Consider the following 15429-nt stretch of genomic DNA (forward strand, 5'->3'; position numbering starts at 1 on the left):
CGCGATGAGCCTGCCTATCCTCTTCGCGGTGCTCGCCGCAGCCTTCCTCCATGCGCTCTGGAATGCGCTGATCCGCCTAGGCGGCTCGAAGATCCATGCGATGGTGCTGCTGTCGCTGGCCGAAGTCGTCGTGGGCGTCATCGTTGTCATCATGCGCCCCCTGCCCATCCCGGCCGCATGGCCCTGGATCATCGGCGCGGGCTTCGTGCATTTCGCCTACAAGTTCTTCCTCGCCCATGCCTATGAGCAGGGCGACCTGAGCCGTGTCTATCCGATCGCGCGGGGAACGGCGCCGATGCTGGTTGCCATCGTTTCGGCGGCCGTCGCGCTCGACCATATCGAGGCCACAGGCTACGCGGGCATCGCCATTCTGGGGGCGGGTATCCTGCTGATGGCGCGCGGCGTCTTTACTGATGGCGAGAGCCGGCGCCTTCTGCCCTTCGCGCTCGGCTCGGCCTGCGCAACGGCGACCTATACGCTGGTCGATGGTATGGGCGCGCGGGTCGCGGGCGATGCGGTGGGCTATACCGGCTGGCTGATGATCGGCGGCGGGCTGGGGTTTGCCGCACTCATGCTCTCGCGCCGGGGCTTGCGCGATTTGAACGTGCCCGCGCGGGACTGGATGCGGGCGGGCCTGGGGGCGGTTGCCTCTTACGGCGCCTACGCGATTTCGATCTGGGCGATGACGGTGGCGCCCATCGCGCTCGTGGCGGTGCTGCGCGAGACCTCGATCCTGTTTGCCATGCTCATGGGGTGGCTGATCTTCGGCGAGAAGATGAATGCCAAGAAGGGCATGGCGGCGGGCCTGATCGTCGCCGGAGTGATGCTTACCCGGCTTTGACCGGGCGTGCAGGGATGATCTGCTGAGCGATGCCGACCACGAGCAGGTAAACCGAGGTCGCGACTAGCCCCCAATGCGCCCAGCTTTGCGGATGGAAATCGACCCAAGCAGCCCAACCCGCAAAGATCGTCCAGGCTAGCGCCATCGGCAGCGAGAGGGCGCGCCAACGCTCGGTCCGGGTCGGATGGATGAACTTCAGCGGGAAGAACATCGCCACTGCCAGCGCCAGAACCACGCCGAGCGTGATCCAGTAACCGGGCTTGAGCGCGAAGAGCACCAGCACCACCATATTCCAGCAGGAGGGGAAGCCGGAGAAGGAATTATCCTTCGTCTTCATACGCGTATCGGCGAAGTAGATGACGCTTGTATAGGTGATGGCGATGATCGCAAGCCACCCCGTCCAACCCGGCAGCAGGCCTGATTTAAAGAGCGCATAGGCCGGGATAAAGACATAGGTGAGGTAGTCGACAATCAGGTCCATCAGCACGCCGTCATAGATCGGCCAGTTGCGCTTGACGTCGTAGCGGCGCGCCAGCGGCCCATCGATCCCGTCCACGAACAGCGCCACGACGAGCCACAGGAACATCAGGCTCCACTTCTCCTCGACCGCGGCCAGCATGGCCAGCATCGACAGAACCGCGCCAGTGGCGGTCAGAAGGTGCACTGAAAGGGCTTTGACGCGAATATCCATGTGCCTCTCTAGCCAGAAAGCGCCACCGACCTCAACCGCAGATCACGCGCGCGGATGCGCTGCGCGGTAAACCTCCATGATCCGCGTGGCATCGACGGCGGTATAGATCTGGGTGGTCGAGAGGCTTGCATGGCCCAGAAGTTCCTGAATCGCGCGCAGATCCCCCCCGGCCGAGAGCAGATGCGTCGCGAAGGAATGGCGCAGCGCATGCGGCGTGGCGGTCGCGGGCAGCCCCAGCGACATGCGCGCACGCTCCATCGCGCGGGCGATCAGGCGGCGGCTGAGCGGCCCGCCGCGTGCGCCGCGAAACAGTGCCTCGCCCGGCGTGGGCGGATAGGGGCAACTGGCGACATAGGCCGCGACCGCCGCCCGCGCGGCGGGAAGCACGGGCACCAGACGCTCCTTGTCGCCCTTGCCACGAATACGCAGAACCTCGGGCAGAGGATGGGCCTCGCCGGTCAGGCCAAGCGCCTCGGACACCCGCAGCCCGCAGCCGTAAAGCAGCGTGACCACGGCGGCGTCGCGCGCGGCGATCCAGGGCTCGCTTGCCTGCAAATCGACCTGCTCGATCACCGCCCGCGCGGCCTCTTCGGTCAGGGGGCGGGGGAGCTTGCGGGTGTATTTCGGCGCTCGCGCGGCCAGCACATGGGTCGGGTCGAAGCCCTCGCGCTCGGCCAGCCAGCGCATGAAGCTTTTGACCGAGGAAAGCGCGCGCGCCAGCGACCGCGCCGAGAGGCCCCGGCCCCGCTCATGCGCCATCCAGGCGCGCATGTCGGGTTGGGTGATCGCTGCCAGCCGCGCCAGCCCATGGCTTTCGCCGTGATGTTCGTGCAAGAAGCTCAGAAACCCCGCGACATCGCTGCGATAGGCGCTCAGTGTATTGGCTGAGGCGCCGTCGAGCGCGCGCAGATAATCAAGCCACGCCAGCAGCGCATCGCCCGCCGCCGGAGAAAAGCCGATACCCATCAGGCCAGCCAGCGGCGCATTGCCCGCTCGAACGCGCCTGCGAAAAAGCCCAGAAGGTCGGTCCCCTGCGAAGGTTTGAACTGCTGCGGATCCTGCGCGCCCATGACCAAAAGCCCCGGCAGCCGCCCCGGCCCGAAGTCGAGCCGCATTAGCGCCTCCGAACGGATCCACTCGGCGGCCTCTCCATAGACCGTCGCGGCCTCGGGCAGGGTCTGGCGCAGCACCACAGGGCGCAACTGCCCGCCGCGCCCGGCCGTCATGTAGGCGTCGATGAAACCCGGCTCGGCCACACGCAATACCTCGCCAAGGCTGCGCAGAACGGGGTCGTGCTGGGTCTGCATCGTCTCCAGCACTAGCCGGATAGAATCGAGCCGCAAGATCTCGGCCACATCGCTGTGCAGTACGTTCAGGAAGGCTTCGAAATCGGTCGGATCGAGCAGTTTCAGCACCGCGCGGTGGATCTGCGTGGTCCCCGCAAGGTTCTCATACGCCGCCGCGATGACCGAGCGGTGGGTGTCTTCAAGCCGATCGAGCCGCTCTTCGAGGCGCTGCATCGCGATACCGCGCAGGTCCACGATATTGGCGCCCATCGCCCGCTCGTTCGCGGCGATCAGGGCGCGCATCAGATCCCGGTCCTCAAGGATGACCTCGGGATCCGAGATGATCTTTTCGCGCAATGCATCGGCCAGTGCCGGGTCGCTCATGCCTGCCCCTTTGTTTTCCAAGGTTCTCGTTTTTTGCCACCTTACACGAGCGGAGCGGAAAATCAGGTGGAAAATGCCCCCGGAAACGAAAACGGCCCGCTGGTGTGGCGGGCCGTCCTGTCTGGATCAGACGATTTTCTGACCGGTCTTGGCCCAGTCCTTTAGGAACTGGTCAAGACCCTTGTCCGTCAACACATGGTTAGCCATGGCCTTGATAACCGCGGGCGGCGCGGTGATCACGTCGGCACCGATCTTGGCGCAATCCGAGATATGGTTGACCGAACGGATTGAGGCCGCGAGGATCTCTGTCTTGAAGTCGTAGTTGTCGTAGATCGTGCGGATGTCCTCGATCAGTTCCAGCCCGTCGAGGTTGATATCGTCCAGACGCCCGATGAAGGGCGAGATGAAGGTCGCGCCCGCCTTGGCGGCCAGGATCGCCTGCGCCGCCGAGAAGCACAGCGTGACGTTGACCATATGGCCTTCGGATGCGAAAGCCTTGCAGGCGGTCAGACCATCCCAGGTCAGCGGAACCTTGATCGCGATATTGGAGGCGATCTTGGCCAGTTTCAGACCTTCGACGATCATGTCCTTGGCTTCGGTCGCCACGACCTCGGCCGAAACCGGCCCCGAGACCATGTCGCAGATCTCCTTGGTCACCTCGAGGATGTCGCGGCCCGACTTCAGGATCAGCGACGGGTTGGTGGTCACGCCATCCACCATGCCAAGGTCATTGAGTTCCTTGATGGCGGCGACATCGGCAGTATCGACGAAGAATTTCATTATGGCCTCCAGAGCAGCATTTGCGCGCCTGATAGCGCAAACCCGCGCCCTTGCCCAGAGCGGAATCGGCAACGGACAAACGGCGCAAGGGGGGCGCTGCCCCCCTGAGGCCTCGCGGCCTCTCCCCCCGGGATATTTCGACCACATTGAAGAGGGGGCGGCGGCGCATACACTTCAATGTGGTGAAAATATCCCCGCCGGAGGCAAGAAAATTGAAGGCGTGACACATGCCGGATGAATGCTGGTTCGCCGAAGGGGCGCGGGTCTCTGTGCTGACCGCCGAGCCGATCGGGCGGCCGCTCGATTACCTCGCACCCGAGGGAGGATGTTTCCTTGGCGCCTTTGTCGAGGTTCCGCTGGGGCCGCGACGGGTCGTTGGTGTCGTTTGGGGGGCGGGTGACGGGCGCTTCGACGCGGCCAAGCTGCGGCCCGTTGCGCGGGTTCTTGATGTGCCCCCGATGCGCGATGAGTTGCGGAGCTTTCTGCTGCGGATGGGGGAATACACCATGACCTCGCGCCCGGCGATGCTGCGGCTGGCGACCCGCACTACGGGGCTGTTCGATCCGCCCGGATCGCGCCGCATCTACCGGATTGGCTCGGGCGCACCGGAGCGCGAGACGGAGGCCCGTGCCAAGGTGCTCAAGGTCTTGCACGATCACGGTGGTGCCGGGTTCTACCTGAGCGAGCTTGCGCAGTTGGCCGGCGTCACGCCGCAGGTGGTAAAGGGCCTCGCCAAAAGCGGCGCCGTCGAAGAGGCCGAGCAACCCCGCGACCTGCCCTTCCCCCGTCTTGACGCAGATTTGCCCGGCAAGACTCTGTCCGAGGATCAGGGCCGTGCCGCTGCCCAACTCTGCGCCGGTACAGGCGCTTTCGGCGTCACGCTTCTCAAGGGGGTTACAGGGTCGGGCAAGACCGAGGTGTATCTTGAAGCCGTCGCGGAATGCTTGCGACGGGGGCGGCAGGCCCTGGTTCTGCTTCCCGAAATTGCGCTCAGTGCCGAATTCCTCGCCCGCGTCGAGGCGCGCTTTGGCGCGCGGCCGGGCGAGTGGCACTCGGGCGTGACGCAGGCCGAGCGGCGGCGGCTCTGGCGTATGGCGGCGCAGGGCGATGTGCAGCTGGTCGTCGGCGCGCGGTCGGCGCTGTTCCTGCCGTTTCGCAACCTCGGGCTGATCGTTGTCGATGAAGAGCACGACACCTCTTACAAGCAAGAAGAGGGCGTTCTTTACAATGCGCGCGACATGGCGGTGCTGCGTGCCTCGTTTTGCGATGCGCAGGTGGTGCTGGCCTCGGCCACGCCCTCGCTTGAAAGCTGGGCCAATGCCGCGGCGGGCAAATATGCCCGGATTGATCTGCACGCGCGCTTCGGGGCTTCGGAGCTGCCGCAGATGCATGCCATCGACATGCGCGAAGAACGCATCGAGTCGGTTCACTGGATCTCGCCCACACTGGTGGGGGCAGTGCTTGACCGGATCTCGCGCGGGGAGCAGGCGATGCTGTTCCTCAACCGGCGCGGCTATGCGCCGGTCACGATCTGCCGCGCCTGCGGCCATCAGATCGGCTGCGATCATTGCGATGCGCGCATGGTCGAGCACCGCTTCCTGAACCGCCTCGTGTGCCACCAATGCGGCGAGAGCAAGCCGATCCCCGCCGGCTGTCCCTCTTGCGGGGTCGAGGGCAAGCTGGCCCCCATCGGGCCGGGCGTCGAGCGGCTGGCCGAGGAAGTGGCCGAGCGTTTCCCCAACGCCCGCGTCGCAGTTCTGTCCTCGGACCTGTTCGGCACCGCAAGGGCGCTGAAGGAAACCATCGCCGAGATCGCCGAGGGCGGTGCCGATATCATTATCGGCACGCAGATCGTGGCCAAGGGGCACAACTTCCCCAAGCTCACACTGGTAGGCGTGATCGACGCGGACCTTGGCCTGCAAGGTTCGGACCTGCGCGCGGCCGAGCGCACGTTCCAATTGATGCGGCAGGTGGCCGGGCGCGCGGGCCGCGCCGAACGGCCGGGCGTGGCGCTGTTGCAAAGCTACCAGCCCGAACATCCGGTCATCCGCGCGATCCTGTCGGGCGACGAGGAGGCCTTCTGGAAAGCCGAAGCCGCCGAGCGGCGGGCACAGAATGTTCCGCCTTACGGGCGCATGGCGGGGATCATCCTGTCTGGGCCAGAGCTACAGCCGCTCTTCGAGATCGGCAACGAATTGGCGCGGCGCACCGAGCCCTTGCGCCGGATCGGGGCGCAGCTGTTCGGCCCGGCCCCGGCGCCCATTGCGCGGGTGCGGGGTCGCCACAGGGTGCGGATGCTGGTCAAGGCCGACAAGGGCGCGCCGCTTCAGGCCGCGCTGCGGGCGTGGGTGCGCCAGGTCAAGGTGCCGAACGCCGTGCGCCTTGCCATCGACATTGACCCGCAGAGCTTCCTCTAGGCGGTCTGCGCCGCCGGTGCGCGCTGATCGAGCAGGAAATCGGTCACGATGGCCCCGATCCACATACAGAACAGCGCCAGCCACGCGGTGCCCGCAAAGACCGACCCGCCCGTGACGCCATTACCGATGGCGCAGCCACCCGCCAGCATCGCGCCGAACCCCATCAGAACCGCACCGATCATCGAGCGGCGCATCACCGGGACGCTGTCAAACGCCTGCCAGCTGAACTCGCGCGCCAGGACCGAGCTGATCAGCGCGCCAAGCACAACACCCGGCACAAGACCCACGTCGAACTCGAACACGGCGTTGCGGTCGAGGAAGAACATCAGCGTATTGGCCGAGGGCCCCGAGAACGTGGCCGAGGTTACCGGCACCGGCTCGAACGCAACCTGCGCAAGTTGCCAGGTGAGTACCCAGCCGATGGCGACGGCAAAACCCACGCCCGAGGCGAAGATCAGGATCTTGGCGCCGATGCCGTTGCGCATCGACAGGTATAGCGCCAGCACCGCAACAGCGAGACCGAAGGCAAATCCGCTCCAATCCGGTACGCCGAGCAGATCGAGGACCGAGACATTCTCGGCCCCGGTAATCCACAGCCCCGCCAGCTTGTCGCGGAACGGCGCCAGGATGCCCTTGAGGCTCATCTGCGCAACGACGGCGAAAATCAGCCCCGACACGACCGAGCGTAGGTTACCCGTCGAGGCCAGCACCAGAAGCCGCCCCGAACAGCCGCGCGCCATCACCATGCCCGCGCCGAACATCAGCCCGCCGATGATCGCGCCCGACCAGCTGCCCGGCACCGACATGACGCGCGTGTCCGCCGCGCGGAACAGCCCCAGCATCTGCGCACCCTGCACCCAGACAACTGCGGTCGAGAAGGTCAGCAGCCAGACCGACACCTTCGGCCCCAGCTTGCCGCGGGCGAACTCGACCGTGGCGGCGCGCAGGCAGAAGTTTGACCGCTGAGCGGCGACGCCAAAGACGATCCCGGTGATCAGCCCGAACAGCGCCGCCGTGGGCGCCTCGCCAATCCGCTCGATGAGTGCAACGATATCCATGGGCTCCTCCCTCCCAGCAATCCGGCCATGCCATCATCGCGCGGATGATGCCTTGATCTGAATCAGGCTGCTCTGGACATGAGCGCGACCGCGCCTATCTTCGGCACAAAGGAGATCGCGATGAAACTCAGCCGCCTGCCCTCCCCGCAAGAGGCCCTCCAGGGCCGTGGCACCCCGATGCCCCTGACCGAGCCGCATTTCCTGTGGCAGCGCGACCTGCGCGCGCCCGTCCCCGCAGGCATGGCCGAAGCGATGTTCGGCATGGGCTGCTTCTGGGGCGTCGAGCGCAAGTTCTGGCAGCTGAAGGGCGTTTGGCTGACGATGGTGGGCTATGCCGGGGGGATCACTCCGAACCCGACCTATCAAGAGGTCTGCACTGGCATGACCGGTCATAACGAGGTTGTCCGCGTCATCTTCGACCCCGCCGTGATCAGCTATGACGAGCTGCTGCGCACCTTCTGGGAAAACCACGACCCGACGCAGGGGATGCGGCAGGGCAATGACCGCGGAACGCAGTATCGCTCGGGCATCTACACCTACACCGCCGTACAGGCGGCGGCAGCCGAGACCGCGCGCGCGGCCTATGCGCAGCGGCTGTCCTCGGCCGGCTATGGCGCCATTACGACCGAGATCCTGCCCGCCCCCACCCTCTACTACGCCGAGGATTACCATCAGCAGTATCTGGCGAAGAACCCGCAGGGCTATTGCGGGATCGGCGGCACCGGGGTTGCGTGCCCCATCGGCCTGTCGGCCTGAGCCGCCGCGCTTGACCCGCGCGGCCGTCTGCGCCAAAGCGGGGCAAGCAGATCAGGAGCCGTCATGACCACCTTCACCGCCTTCACCACCCTCGCCGACCGCGACAGCGCCGAGGCCCTGGCCGAACTGGTCGAAGAGCTGGACCCCGCGCCCTATGGCGTTGGCGTGTTCGAGATCGAGGATGGATCGGACCGTTGGGAAGTCGGCGCCTATTTTCTTGAGCGCCCCGACGATGTCGCGCTGGCGTTGCTGGCGGTGTCGCACGCGGCGGCACCCTTCGCGATCTCGGAACTGCCCGACATCGACTGGGTCGCCCATGTCCGCCGCGAGCTCGCTCCCGTCGTCGCCGGGCGCTTCTTCGTCTATGGCAGCCATGATGCCGACAAGGTGCCCGAGGGCTCGATCCCGCTCTTGATCGAGGCAGCGATGGCCTTTGGCACCGGCCACCACGGCACCACGCTTGGCTGCCTCAGCGCGCTCGACCGGCTGGAGCGTGACGGGCTGCGCGCGCGCAACGTGGCCGATATCGGCTGCGGCACCGCCGTGCTGGCGATGGCGGCCGCGAAGCTCTGGCCCGAAACGGTGCTTGCCTCGGATATCGACCCGGTCGCGGTCGAGACCGCCGCCGCGAATGTCGAGGCCAACGGATTGTCCGGCCAGGTCGTCTGCCTCGAGGCTGCAGGCTTCGAACATCCGCGCCTGAAGGAATATGCGCCCTATGACCTTATTTTTGCCAATATTCTGAAGGCACCTCTGATCGCACTGGCACCGGATATGGGCAGATATTGCGCCGAATCGGGCCACGTCATCCTCTCGGGCATCCTGCACGAGCAGGCCGACGACGTGATCGCCGCTTACGTGGTGCAAGGTTTTACCCTCGCATCCCGCAACGAACACGGCGACTGGACCACACTGGTCATGCAGCGGAAACAGTAACCGCCAAGTTTTTATCGAAAAACAAGCGGAACCGGCGCATACTTGTATGCACTGGTTCCGTGGCTCCGCTGTACCTCAGGGTGGCGAAGATGGCTGATAGCAAGATACAGAATTTTCAAAGCCGGCTGGCCCGTATCGACCAGATACATTCGGCCGGCGGTGCGTTCGAGGCCGATGGTTCCTTGGGCCGCACCTATTTTGATACCCACCGCAAGAAGGCGCGCCGCGCCATTCCGTGGCGGGGCTTTTCGCTGCTGTTTCTGGCCGCGCTCCTGATCAAGGGGTCGCTGCTGGCATCACTGGGCGAGGAGGTTTACGGCGAACGGGTCACATCCCTGACAGCCGGCAATCAGTTTGAGAAGATCGGTGCCTGGGTCCTGAAGGTAGAGCCGGCGACACGGCTCGTCGCGGATGTGTTGCGTCCTCTGATACGCTGATCCGCTCCGCGACAAAGCAAAGGGCCGCGCAGTCCAAGCTGCGCGGCCCTACTCGTTTTGATCCATGTTCAGCCGGCCACGCGGTCGATGTCGAAGCGGGTCAGGCCGATGTCGGCAAGCTCACGGTCGGTCAGGCGCGACAGGGCGTTGCGGGTAACGCGGGCGTCGTTCCAAGCCAGAACCGAGTTGATCATCTTCGAGACGAGACCAGCATGGGTATTGCGGGCCGAGAGGAGGGTGGTGTCAGCGGCGGACATTTTCGTTTCCTGTTCATAAACTGCGTAATCTTCGGGCATTGCCCTTCTGACGGCGCAGATAGTTGGGGCAATTCGCAAACACAACTCACGCCAAAGCAGTCCCGCCATGCGAAAATCGCATGGCAAAAGCGCCCGCTTTGGCGCCTCGTCAAATTGACCGAAAATCGGTCATTTCGATGCGTCGCCACCCCCGTTTTCGCGCATTTCGCCGCAGCGCAGCAAAATCTGCGCATTTTGCCCTCCCGGCGCTTCCGGCTTTGCGATGTTCACTTTTCGTGCTAACCGTTGAAAAAAGACAACACGAGCAGGGCAGGAACGGATGCGCGTAATCGGAATCGACCCGGGGCTACGCAACCTCGGCTGGGGCGTGATCGAGATGGCGGGCTCGCGACTCAGCCATATCGCCAACGGAATCATCCATTCGGCGGGCGAGGAACTAGCGCTCCGGCTGGTTACCCTGCACGCCGAACTGACCGAGGTGATCGCGCGCTACACCCCCGATGCCGCGGCGGTCGAGCAGACCTTCGTCAACAAGGACGCAGTCGCGACGCTCAAACTGGGTCAGGCGCGGGGTATCGCCCTGCTCGTTCCGGCGCAGGCCGGGCTGGCTGTCGGCGAATACGCCCCGAACGCGGTGAAAAAGGCGGTCGTGGGCGTGGGCCATGCCGACAAGGCGCAGGTCCAGCACATGGTCCGCCACCAGCTTCCCGGCGTTCAGTTCCAGGGGGCAGACGCCGCCGACGCGCTTGCCATCGCGATCTGCCATGCCCATCACCTGCAGTCGTCCCAACGCGCCAATGCCGCCATGCTGGGCCGCGACGCCCTTGCGATCAGCGCAGGCCAGGCCCGCATCCGGAGGGCGCGCCCATGATCGGCCGCATCGCAGGAACGATCCTCCATCGCGCGATGGATCATGTGCTGATCGACGTGCGCGGCGTGGGCTATATCGTTCATGTCTCCTCTCGCACCGCCTCCACCCTGCCCCCGGTGGGCGAGGCATGTGCGCTCTACACCGATCTGCTCGTGCGCGAGGATCTGCTGCAACTCTTCGGCTTCCCCACCCTGATCGAGAAGGAATGGCATCGCCTCCTGACCTCGGTACAGGGGATCGGCGCCAAAGCCTCGCTCGCCATTCTCGGCACCCTCGGCGCCGAGGGCGTTGGTCGCGCCATCGCGCTTGGCGACTGGGGCGCGATTAAGGCCGCCCCCGGCGTCGGCCCAAAGCTCGCGCAGCGCGTCGTGATGGAGCTTAAAGAAAAGGCCCCCACCGTCATGGCGATGGGCGGCACGCTCACCGTCGATGCCGCCCCTTCGGGCGAGGTTATCGAAGCCGCTCCAAAACCGCGCACACGCCCGGCCCCCTCCGCCGCTCCCAAGGCCAACTTCACCGCCGAGGCGCTCAGCGCGCTGACCAACCTCGGCTACAACCCCTCCGAAGCGGCCAGCGCCGTGGCCGAGGCCAGCGACCACCCGGACGCGACCGACACCGCGAAACTGATCCGCACCGCCCTTCGCCTGCTTGCCCCCAAGGACTAGCCCATTCTTCTTGGCCCAAATACCTCGGGGGTGCAGGGGGCAGCGCCCCCGCTTGCCCCCGCCGTCCGAAAGCGCATAACTGAACCATGACCGAACCCGACCCGACCCTCCGCCCAGAGCGCCTCCCCGATGACGCCGACCGCGCCCTGCGCCCACAGGCGCTTGAGGAATTCGTGGGCCAGGCCGAGGCACGGGCCAACCTGCGCGTCTTCATCGAAAGCGCACGGATGCGCGGTCAGGCGATGGATCACACGCTGTTCCACGGCCCGCCGGGCCTGGGCAAGACCACGCTCGCACAGATCATGGCGCGCGAGTTGGGCGTGAACTTCAAGATGACCTCGGGGCCGGTGCTAGCGAAAGCAGGCGATCTCGCCGCGATCCTGACCAACCTCGAATCCCGCGACGTCCTCTTTATCGACGAAATCCACCGGCTCAACCCGGCGGTCGAAGAGGTGCTCTACCCCGCGATGGAGGATTTCGAACTTGACCTCGTGATCGGTGAAGGCCCCGCCGCGCGCACCGTCCGGATCGAGCTGCAACCCTTCACCCTTGTCGGCGCCACCACGCGCCTTGGGCTACTGACCACCCCCTTGCGCGACCGCTTCGGCATCCCGACCCGGCTCCAGTTCTACACCGAGGACGAGCTTGACCAGATTGTCACCCGCGGCGCGCGCCTGCTTGGTATCCCGTCCGACCCCGAAGGGACGCGCGAAATCGCCCGACGCGCCCGTGGCACGCCGCGCATCGCAGGCCGCCTTTTGCGCCGCGTTGTCGATTTCGCACTGGTCGAGGGCGATGGCCGCCTGACGCAAAAGATCGCGGATCGCGCGTTGACCCGGCTCGGCGTCGATCACCTCGGCCTCGACGGCGCCGACCGGCGCTACATGATGCTGATGGCCGAGCATTACGGCGGCGGTCCGGTGGGGGTCGAAACCCTTTCGGCCGCGCTCTCGGAAAGCCGCGATGCGATCGAAGAGGTGATCGAGCCTTACCTGCTCCAGCAGGGCCTGATCCAGCGCACCCCGCGCGGCCGGATGCTGGGACAGCGCGCCTGGCACCACCTTGGCCTTGCCGCGCCGGTCCTACCCGGAGCCCCTCAGGGCAACCTTTTCGACGGCTGAGACAATACGCCGCTTGCCCGCGCCCGCGCGCGCCCGTATCCCGCTTGCATGAGTGGATTGCCGCCCCGTTTCGAGATCACCGAAGCCGAAATCGACCTTGTCGTCGCCCGGTTCTATGCCCGCGTGAGGGTGCATCCGGTGCTTGCTCCGATCTTCGCGGCCCATATCGAGGACTGGCCCGCGCATGAGGCCAAGATCGCGCGCTTCTGGAAAGGCGCGATCCTCTTCCAGCCGGGCTATGAAGGCTCGCCCATGATGGCGCATCGCCGCGCGCAGAATGTCGAGGCCGCGCATTTCCCGCAATGGCTCGCCACCTTCGACGCGGTTCTGAAAGAGACGCTCGCGCCACAGGCCGCCACAGGCTGGTCGGCGCTGGCCCATCGCATCGGTCGGGGTCTGCGCATGGGCGTCGAGGATATCGGCCGCCCCGCCGGGATCGTCCCGACCCTGCGCTAAGTCACTCGACCTCGGCCGCCTTCCCTTTCCCGAACAGCCCGGTCAGCGCACGCCCCGTCAGGTTCGTGACGCGCGGCTTTTGCAGCACCCGGAATGGCATCGGGCGGCACACCTCGATCGCCGCCACGCCGACGCGCGCGGTCAGCGCGCCGTTCACCACCCCCTCGCCAAAGCGGCGCGAGAGTTTCGAGAAAAGATGCCCACCGGTGACCGTCTCGATCAGGTCATCGCCAGCAGCGACCGCGCCGGTAGCAACCAGATGCGTCATCACGGTCCGCGCCAGCCGCAGACTGCCAAGGCTGCCGGCGCGTCCGCCATAAATCTCGGCGATACGGCGGATCATTCGCAAGTTGGCGCCAAGCGCCGTGAACACATCGGCCAGCGCCAGCGGCACCAGTGCCGTCACAGTGGCCACGGTGCGCGCTGCGGCCTCGATCTCAAGGCGCGCAGCGGCGTCGAGGGGCGCCATCAGCTCGGTCTCGGCCAGCACCAGCAAAGTGTCGGTGTCGATCTGCTCGGTCGCGCGCTCGGCCAGGTTGGCGCGCGGCCAGTCCATCTCGGGGCGGGCGGCGTAAAGCGCGCTCAGATGCACGACAACCTTGCGCGCGCGGCCCAGATCGTCGGACTGCGCGGCCTCCTGCACCTCGCGGTGAACGCGGTCGAGCCGCTTCAGACGCGCGAAGGCCGACAATTCGCGCATCGCCACCAGCAGCGCGGCAAGGATGAAAGCAGCAAAGAGCACGCTGGCCACCCAACCCAGGATCGGATTGGCGGCGAACATCCCCTCGACAAAGCGCCAGGCCGCGACCGAGGCAAGGAAGGCAACCAAGGCACCCGCCGCACGCCAGAAAAACCGCCCGAGACGCGAGGGCGGGCGCGCCGCCAGACGCGCGGCGATCTGCATCGCGCGGCCTTGCAGCGGCGCCTCGCCCGGCCGTGGCAAGTCGCTGACCGGGGGCGCCTCGGCCGGCGAAGGTGCAGGCGTGTCGATCTCGATCATCACCGGTTTTTGGGTCATAGCTTGTCCCCGATCAGGAATTCGGCGGCCCGGTCGAGCCGGATATGCGGCGGCCCCTCGCCCAGGCGTAGGCTGACCGCCGCCGGGGCGAAGGCCATGATCGAATAATCCGCCCCCAGCCAATGCCGCGCCCCGTCGCGCGCCGGGGCCAAAAGCTGCGCGGGATCCACCGGCAACTCGCCCGGATAAAGCGCGACCGAGCGTCCATCCGCCAGACGCCCGCGCACGGCGGGCAATTCGACCCCGTCATGCGCGATCGATTCCTCAGTCGTCGTGCGCAGGGCTGCAATCGAAAGAGCCTGCGTCTTTGCCCCCGCGAAATCGGCGCGATCCTTGGCCTCTCGCAAGAGCGCGCCGGTAATCGCCGTCAGCCGGGCGTGCTGGCTGTGGTGCAAATGGTCGGCCTTGGTGGCGGCGAACAGAATGCGCTCCACCCGGCGCCCTCCCAGTAGCGATGCAAGGAACCCCGCCGTCCCCGGCCGGAAGGCTTGCAGGATCGAGGCCATCGACTGGCGCAGATCCTCGAGCGCGGCAGGACCCGCGTGGATCGCGCCGAGCACATCCACCAGCACCACCTGTCGGTCGATCCGCGCGAAATGATCGCGAAAGAACGGTTTGACCACCTGCGATTTATAGGCGGCATATCGGCGCGCCATCTCATACCCCAGAGAGCCGCGCGGATACTCGCCCGGCGGGATCGGCGCGAAGGTCAGAACGGGCGAGCCCGCCATCTCGCCCGGCAGCAGGAAGCGCCCCGGCGAGCAATCGGAAAACCCGGCCTCGCGCGCGGCATGAAGATGGGCTGTGAAAGCCTCGGCCAGCGCCTTGGCAGCGGGTTCGTCAAAGCGCGCCGAGAGATCGGCAGCTTCAAGAGCCGCCCGAAACGCCTCTGCGCCGGGCCGTGCGCCGATGCGCGCCAGAACGCCCTCGGACCACTGGGCATAGCTTTTCTCCATCAGCCCGAGGTCCAGCAGCCATTCGCCGGGGTAATCGACGATATCGAGATGCACCGTGCGCAGCCCGCGCAACCCGCCTAGCAGGCCCGTCGGCGCGACACGAAAGCTCAGCCGCAATTCCGAGACCGCGCGTGTGCCCTCGGGCCAGTGCGGCGCGGGGCCGGTCAGCGCGCCGAGGTAGCGCTCATAATCGAAGCGGGGAACGGTGTCGTCGGGCTGCGGCTGTAGGAACGCCGCCCGGATATTCGACGCGCCCACCAGCGCAGGCATCCGCCCCCGGTCCAGCAGGTTCGCGACCAGCGAGGTGATGAAGACTGTCTTGCCCGCGCGCGACAGCCCCGTAACCCCGAGACGGATCACCGGCTCGAACAGCCCCTCGGAGACCGAGGCCCCGAGCCCCTCGATGCGGCGCCCTAGTCCGTCGGCGATATCGGAAATGCGCAATGCAATGCCCTTGTGTTGCCTCCCCCTCAAGATAGGCGGGCCGCGGCGATTTTGT

At 66.1% G+C, this 15429-nt stretch carries 17 protein-coding genes; 9 read left to right on the forward strand and 8 right to left on the reverse strand.

Translation table 11 applies throughout. The features are described from left to right. Positions 1-4: 4 nt before the first annotated feature. Positions 5-841, forward strand: a complete 837-nt coding sequence (locus tag LZA78_RS09005) for an EamA family transporter (RefSeq protein ID WP_233676607.1) — start codon at positions 5-7, stop codon at positions 839-841. Here LZA78_RS09005 and LZA78_RS09010 read toward each other — a convergent pair. From LZA78_RS09010 to fsa, 4 genes are all read right to left on the reverse strand, one after another. Then, positions 828-1532: a CDP-alcohol phosphatidyltransferase family protein gene (locus LZA78_RS09010; protein ID WP_233676608.1), complete on the reverse strand. Its 705-nt coding sequence runs from the start codon at positions 1530-1532 to the stop codon at positions 828-830. The two genes, LZA78_RS09005 and LZA78_RS09010, sit on opposite strands and share 14 nt — an antisense overlap. Before the next feature lie 42 nt (positions 1533-1574). Further along, positions 1575-2498 (reverse strand): tyrosine recombinase XerC, encoded by a 924-nt coding sequence (locus LZA78_RS09015; RefSeq protein WP_233676609.1) that lies wholly within the window; start codon positions 2496-2498, stop codon positions 1575-1577. After that, entirely contained in the window at positions 2498-3202 is a 705-nt protein-coding gene (locus LZA78_RS09020; RefSeq protein WP_233676610.1) for a DUF484 family protein, read from the reverse strand. Before LZA78_RS09020 ends, LZA78_RS09015 begins: the two co-directional genes overlap by 1 nt. Positions 3203-3328: 126 nt before the next feature. Continuing rightward, on the reverse strand, positions 3329-3982 hold the full coding sequence (gene fsa / locus LZA78_RS09025) for a fructose-6-phosphate aldolase (protein ID WP_218628801.1): 654 nt from the start codon (positions 3980-3982) through the stop codon (positions 3329-3331). Positions 3983-4209: 227 nt separating this feature from the next. On the opposite strand from fsa, the gene LZA78_RS09030 reads away from it, so the two are divergent. Further along, entirely contained in the window at positions 4210-6399 is a 2190-nt protein-coding gene (locus LZA78_RS09030) for a primosomal protein N' (RefSeq protein WP_233676611.1), read from the forward strand. Here the strand turns inward: LZA78_RS09030 and LZA78_RS09035 are convergent. Beyond that, positions 6396-7457, reverse strand: a complete 1062-nt coding sequence (locus tag LZA78_RS09035) for a YeeE/YedE family protein (RefSeq protein ID WP_233676612.1) — start codon at positions 7455-7457, stop codon at positions 6396-6398. The two genes, LZA78_RS09030 and LZA78_RS09035, sit on opposite strands and share 4 nt — an antisense overlap. Before the next feature lie 120 nt (positions 7458-7577). Here LZA78_RS09035 and msrA point away from each other — a divergent pair, with 120 nt between their 5' ends. The 3 genes from msrA (at position 7578) to LZA78_RS09050 (ending at position 9586) form a co-directional block, all read left to right on the forward strand. Next, complete coding sequence (msrA, locus tag LZA78_RS09040; protein WP_233676613.1) at positions 7578-8213, forward strand: peptide-methionine (S)-S-oxide reductase MsrA; 636 nt, start codon at positions 7578-7580, stop codon at positions 8211-8213. Between the two features lie 63 nt (positions 8214-8276). Further along, positions 8277-9149: a 50S ribosomal protein L11 methyltransferase gene (locus LZA78_RS09045; RefSeq protein WP_233676614.1), complete on the forward strand. Its 873-nt coding sequence runs from the start codon at positions 8277-8279 to the stop codon at positions 9147-9149. Between the two features lie 89 nt (positions 9150-9238). Continuing rightward, on the forward strand, positions 9239-9586 hold the full coding sequence (locus LZA78_RS09050; protein ID WP_233676615.1) for a hypothetical protein: 348 nt from the start codon (positions 9239-9241) through the stop codon (positions 9584-9586). A 68-nt stretch (positions 9587-9654) separates the two neighbouring features. Here the strand turns inward: LZA78_RS09050 and LZA78_RS09055 are convergent, their stop codons facing one another. Continuing rightward, positions 9655-9843 carry a DUF1127 domain-containing protein gene (locus tag LZA78_RS09055; protein WP_233676616.1) on the reverse strand — a complete coding sequence of 63 codons (189 nt, stop codon included), beginning with the start codon at positions 9841-9843 and terminating at the stop codon, positions 9655-9657. A 319-nt stretch (positions 9844-10162) separates the two neighbouring features. Here LZA78_RS09055 and ruvC point away from each other — a divergent pair, with 319 nt between their 5' ends. From ruvC to LZA78_RS09075, 4 genes are all read left to right on the forward strand, one after another. Continuing rightward, complete coding sequence (gene ruvC / locus LZA78_RS09060; RefSeq protein ID WP_233676617.1) at positions 10163-10714, forward strand: crossover junction endodeoxyribonuclease RuvC; 552 nt, start codon at positions 10163-10165, stop codon at positions 10712-10714. After that, positions 10711-11379, forward strand: a complete 669-nt coding sequence (gene ruvA, locus LZA78_RS09065; RefSeq protein WP_233676618.1) for a Holliday junction branch migration protein RuvA — start codon at positions 10711-10713, stop codon at positions 11377-11379. Before ruvC ends, ruvA begins: the two co-directional genes overlap by 4 nt. An 86-nt stretch (positions 11380-11465) precedes the next feature. After that, positions 11466-12500, forward strand: coding sequence for a Holliday junction branch migration DNA helicase RuvB (gene ruvB / locus LZA78_RS09070; RefSeq protein WP_233676619.1), 1035 nt, complete (start codon positions 11466-11468; stop codon positions 12498-12500). Positions 12501-12548: 48 nt separating this feature from the next. Then, positions 12549-12956: a group III truncated hemoglobin gene (locus LZA78_RS09075; RefSeq protein ID WP_233676620.1), complete on the forward strand. Its 408-nt coding sequence runs from the start codon at positions 12549-12551 to the stop codon at positions 12954-12956. Position 12957: 1 nt separating this feature from the next. On the opposite strand, the gene LZA78_RS09080 is transcribed toward LZA78_RS09075, so the two are convergent. Together LZA78_RS09080 and LZA78_RS09085 are read right to left on the reverse strand one after the other, a co-directional pair. Beyond that, positions 12958-13974: a YcjF family protein gene (locus LZA78_RS09080; RefSeq protein ID WP_233676621.1), complete on the reverse strand. Its 1017-nt coding sequence runs from the start codon at positions 13972-13974 to the stop codon at positions 12958-12960. Next, positions 13971-15374 (reverse strand): YcjX family GTP-binding protein, encoded by a 1404-nt coding sequence (locus LZA78_RS09085; RefSeq protein ID WP_233676622.1) that lies wholly within the window; start codon positions 15372-15374, stop codon positions 13971-13973. The genes LZA78_RS09080 and LZA78_RS09085 overlap by 4 nt, the downstream gene beginning before the upstream one ends. Positions 15375-15429 lie beyond the last annotated feature (55 nt).

It is taken from the genome of Rhodobacter flavimaris (genome assembly GCF_021378075.1).
Taxonomy (GTDB): domain Bacteria; phylum Pseudomonadota; class Alphaproteobacteria; order Rhodobacterales; family Rhodobacteraceae; genus Rhodobacter; species Rhodobacter flavimaris.

Bases quoted from the DNA above. Each gene is read 5' to 3' on its own strand.
- LZA78_RS09005 (WP_233676607.1), top strand. From the start codon at position 5: ATGAGCCTGCCTATCCTCTTCGCGGTGCTCGCCGCAGCCTTCCTCCAT.
- LZA78_RS09045 (WP_233676614.1), top strand. From the start codon at position 8,277: ATGACCACCTTCACCGCCTTCACCACCCTCGCCGACCGCGACAGCGCC.
- LZA78_RS09010 (WP_233676608.1), bottom strand. From the start codon at position 1,532: ATGGATATTCGCGTCAAAGCCCTTTCAGTGCACCTTCTGACCGCCACT.
- LZA78_RS09030 (WP_233676611.1), top strand. From the start codon at position 4,210: ATGCCGGATGAATGCTGGTTCGCCGAAGGGGCGCGGGTCTCTGTGCTG.
- ruvB (WP_233676619.1), top strand. From the start codon at position 11,466: ATGACCGAACCCGACCCGACCCTCCGCCCAGAGCGCCTCCCCGATGAC.
- msrA (WP_233676613.1), top strand. From the start codon at position 7,578: ATGAAACTCAGCCGCCTGCCCTCCCCGCAAGAGGCCCTCCAGGGCCGT.
- LZA78_RS09080 (WP_233676621.1), bottom strand. From the start codon at position 13,974: ATGACCCAAAAACCGGTGATGATCGAGATCGACACGCCTGCACCTTCG.
- ruvA (WP_233676618.1), top strand. From the start codon at position 10,711: ATGATCGGCCGCATCGCAGGAACGATCCTCCATCGCGCGATGGATCAT.
- fsa (WP_218628801.1), bottom strand. From the start codon at position 3,982: ATGAAATTCTTCGTCGATACTGCCGATGTCGCCGCCATCAAGGAACTC.
- ruvC (WP_233676617.1), top strand. From the start codon at position 10,163: ATGCGCGTAATCGGAATCGACCCGGGGCTACGCAACCTCGGCTGGGGC.
- LZA78_RS09015 (WP_233676609.1), bottom strand. From the start codon at position 2,498: ATGGGTATCGGCTTTTCTCCGGCGGCGGGCGATGCGCTGCTGGCGTGG.
- LZA78_RS09075 (WP_233676620.1), top strand. From the start codon at position 12,549: ATGAGTGGATTGCCGCCCCGTTTCGAGATCACCGAAGCCGAAATCGAC.
- LZA78_RS09020 (WP_233676610.1), bottom strand. From the start codon at position 3,202: ATGAGCGACCCGGCACTGGCCGATGCATTGCGCGAAAAGATCATCTCG.
- LZA78_RS09035 (WP_233676612.1), bottom strand. From the start codon at position 7,457: ATGGATATCGTTGCACTCATCGAGCGGATTGGCGAGGCGCCCACGGCG.
- LZA78_RS09055 (WP_233676616.1), bottom strand. From the start codon at position 9,843: ATGTCCGCCGCTGACACCACCCTCCTCTCGGCCCGCAATACCCATGCT.
- LZA78_RS09050 (WP_233676615.1), top strand. From the start codon at position 9,239: ATGGCTGATAGCAAGATACAGAATTTTCAAAGCCGGCTGGCCCGTATC.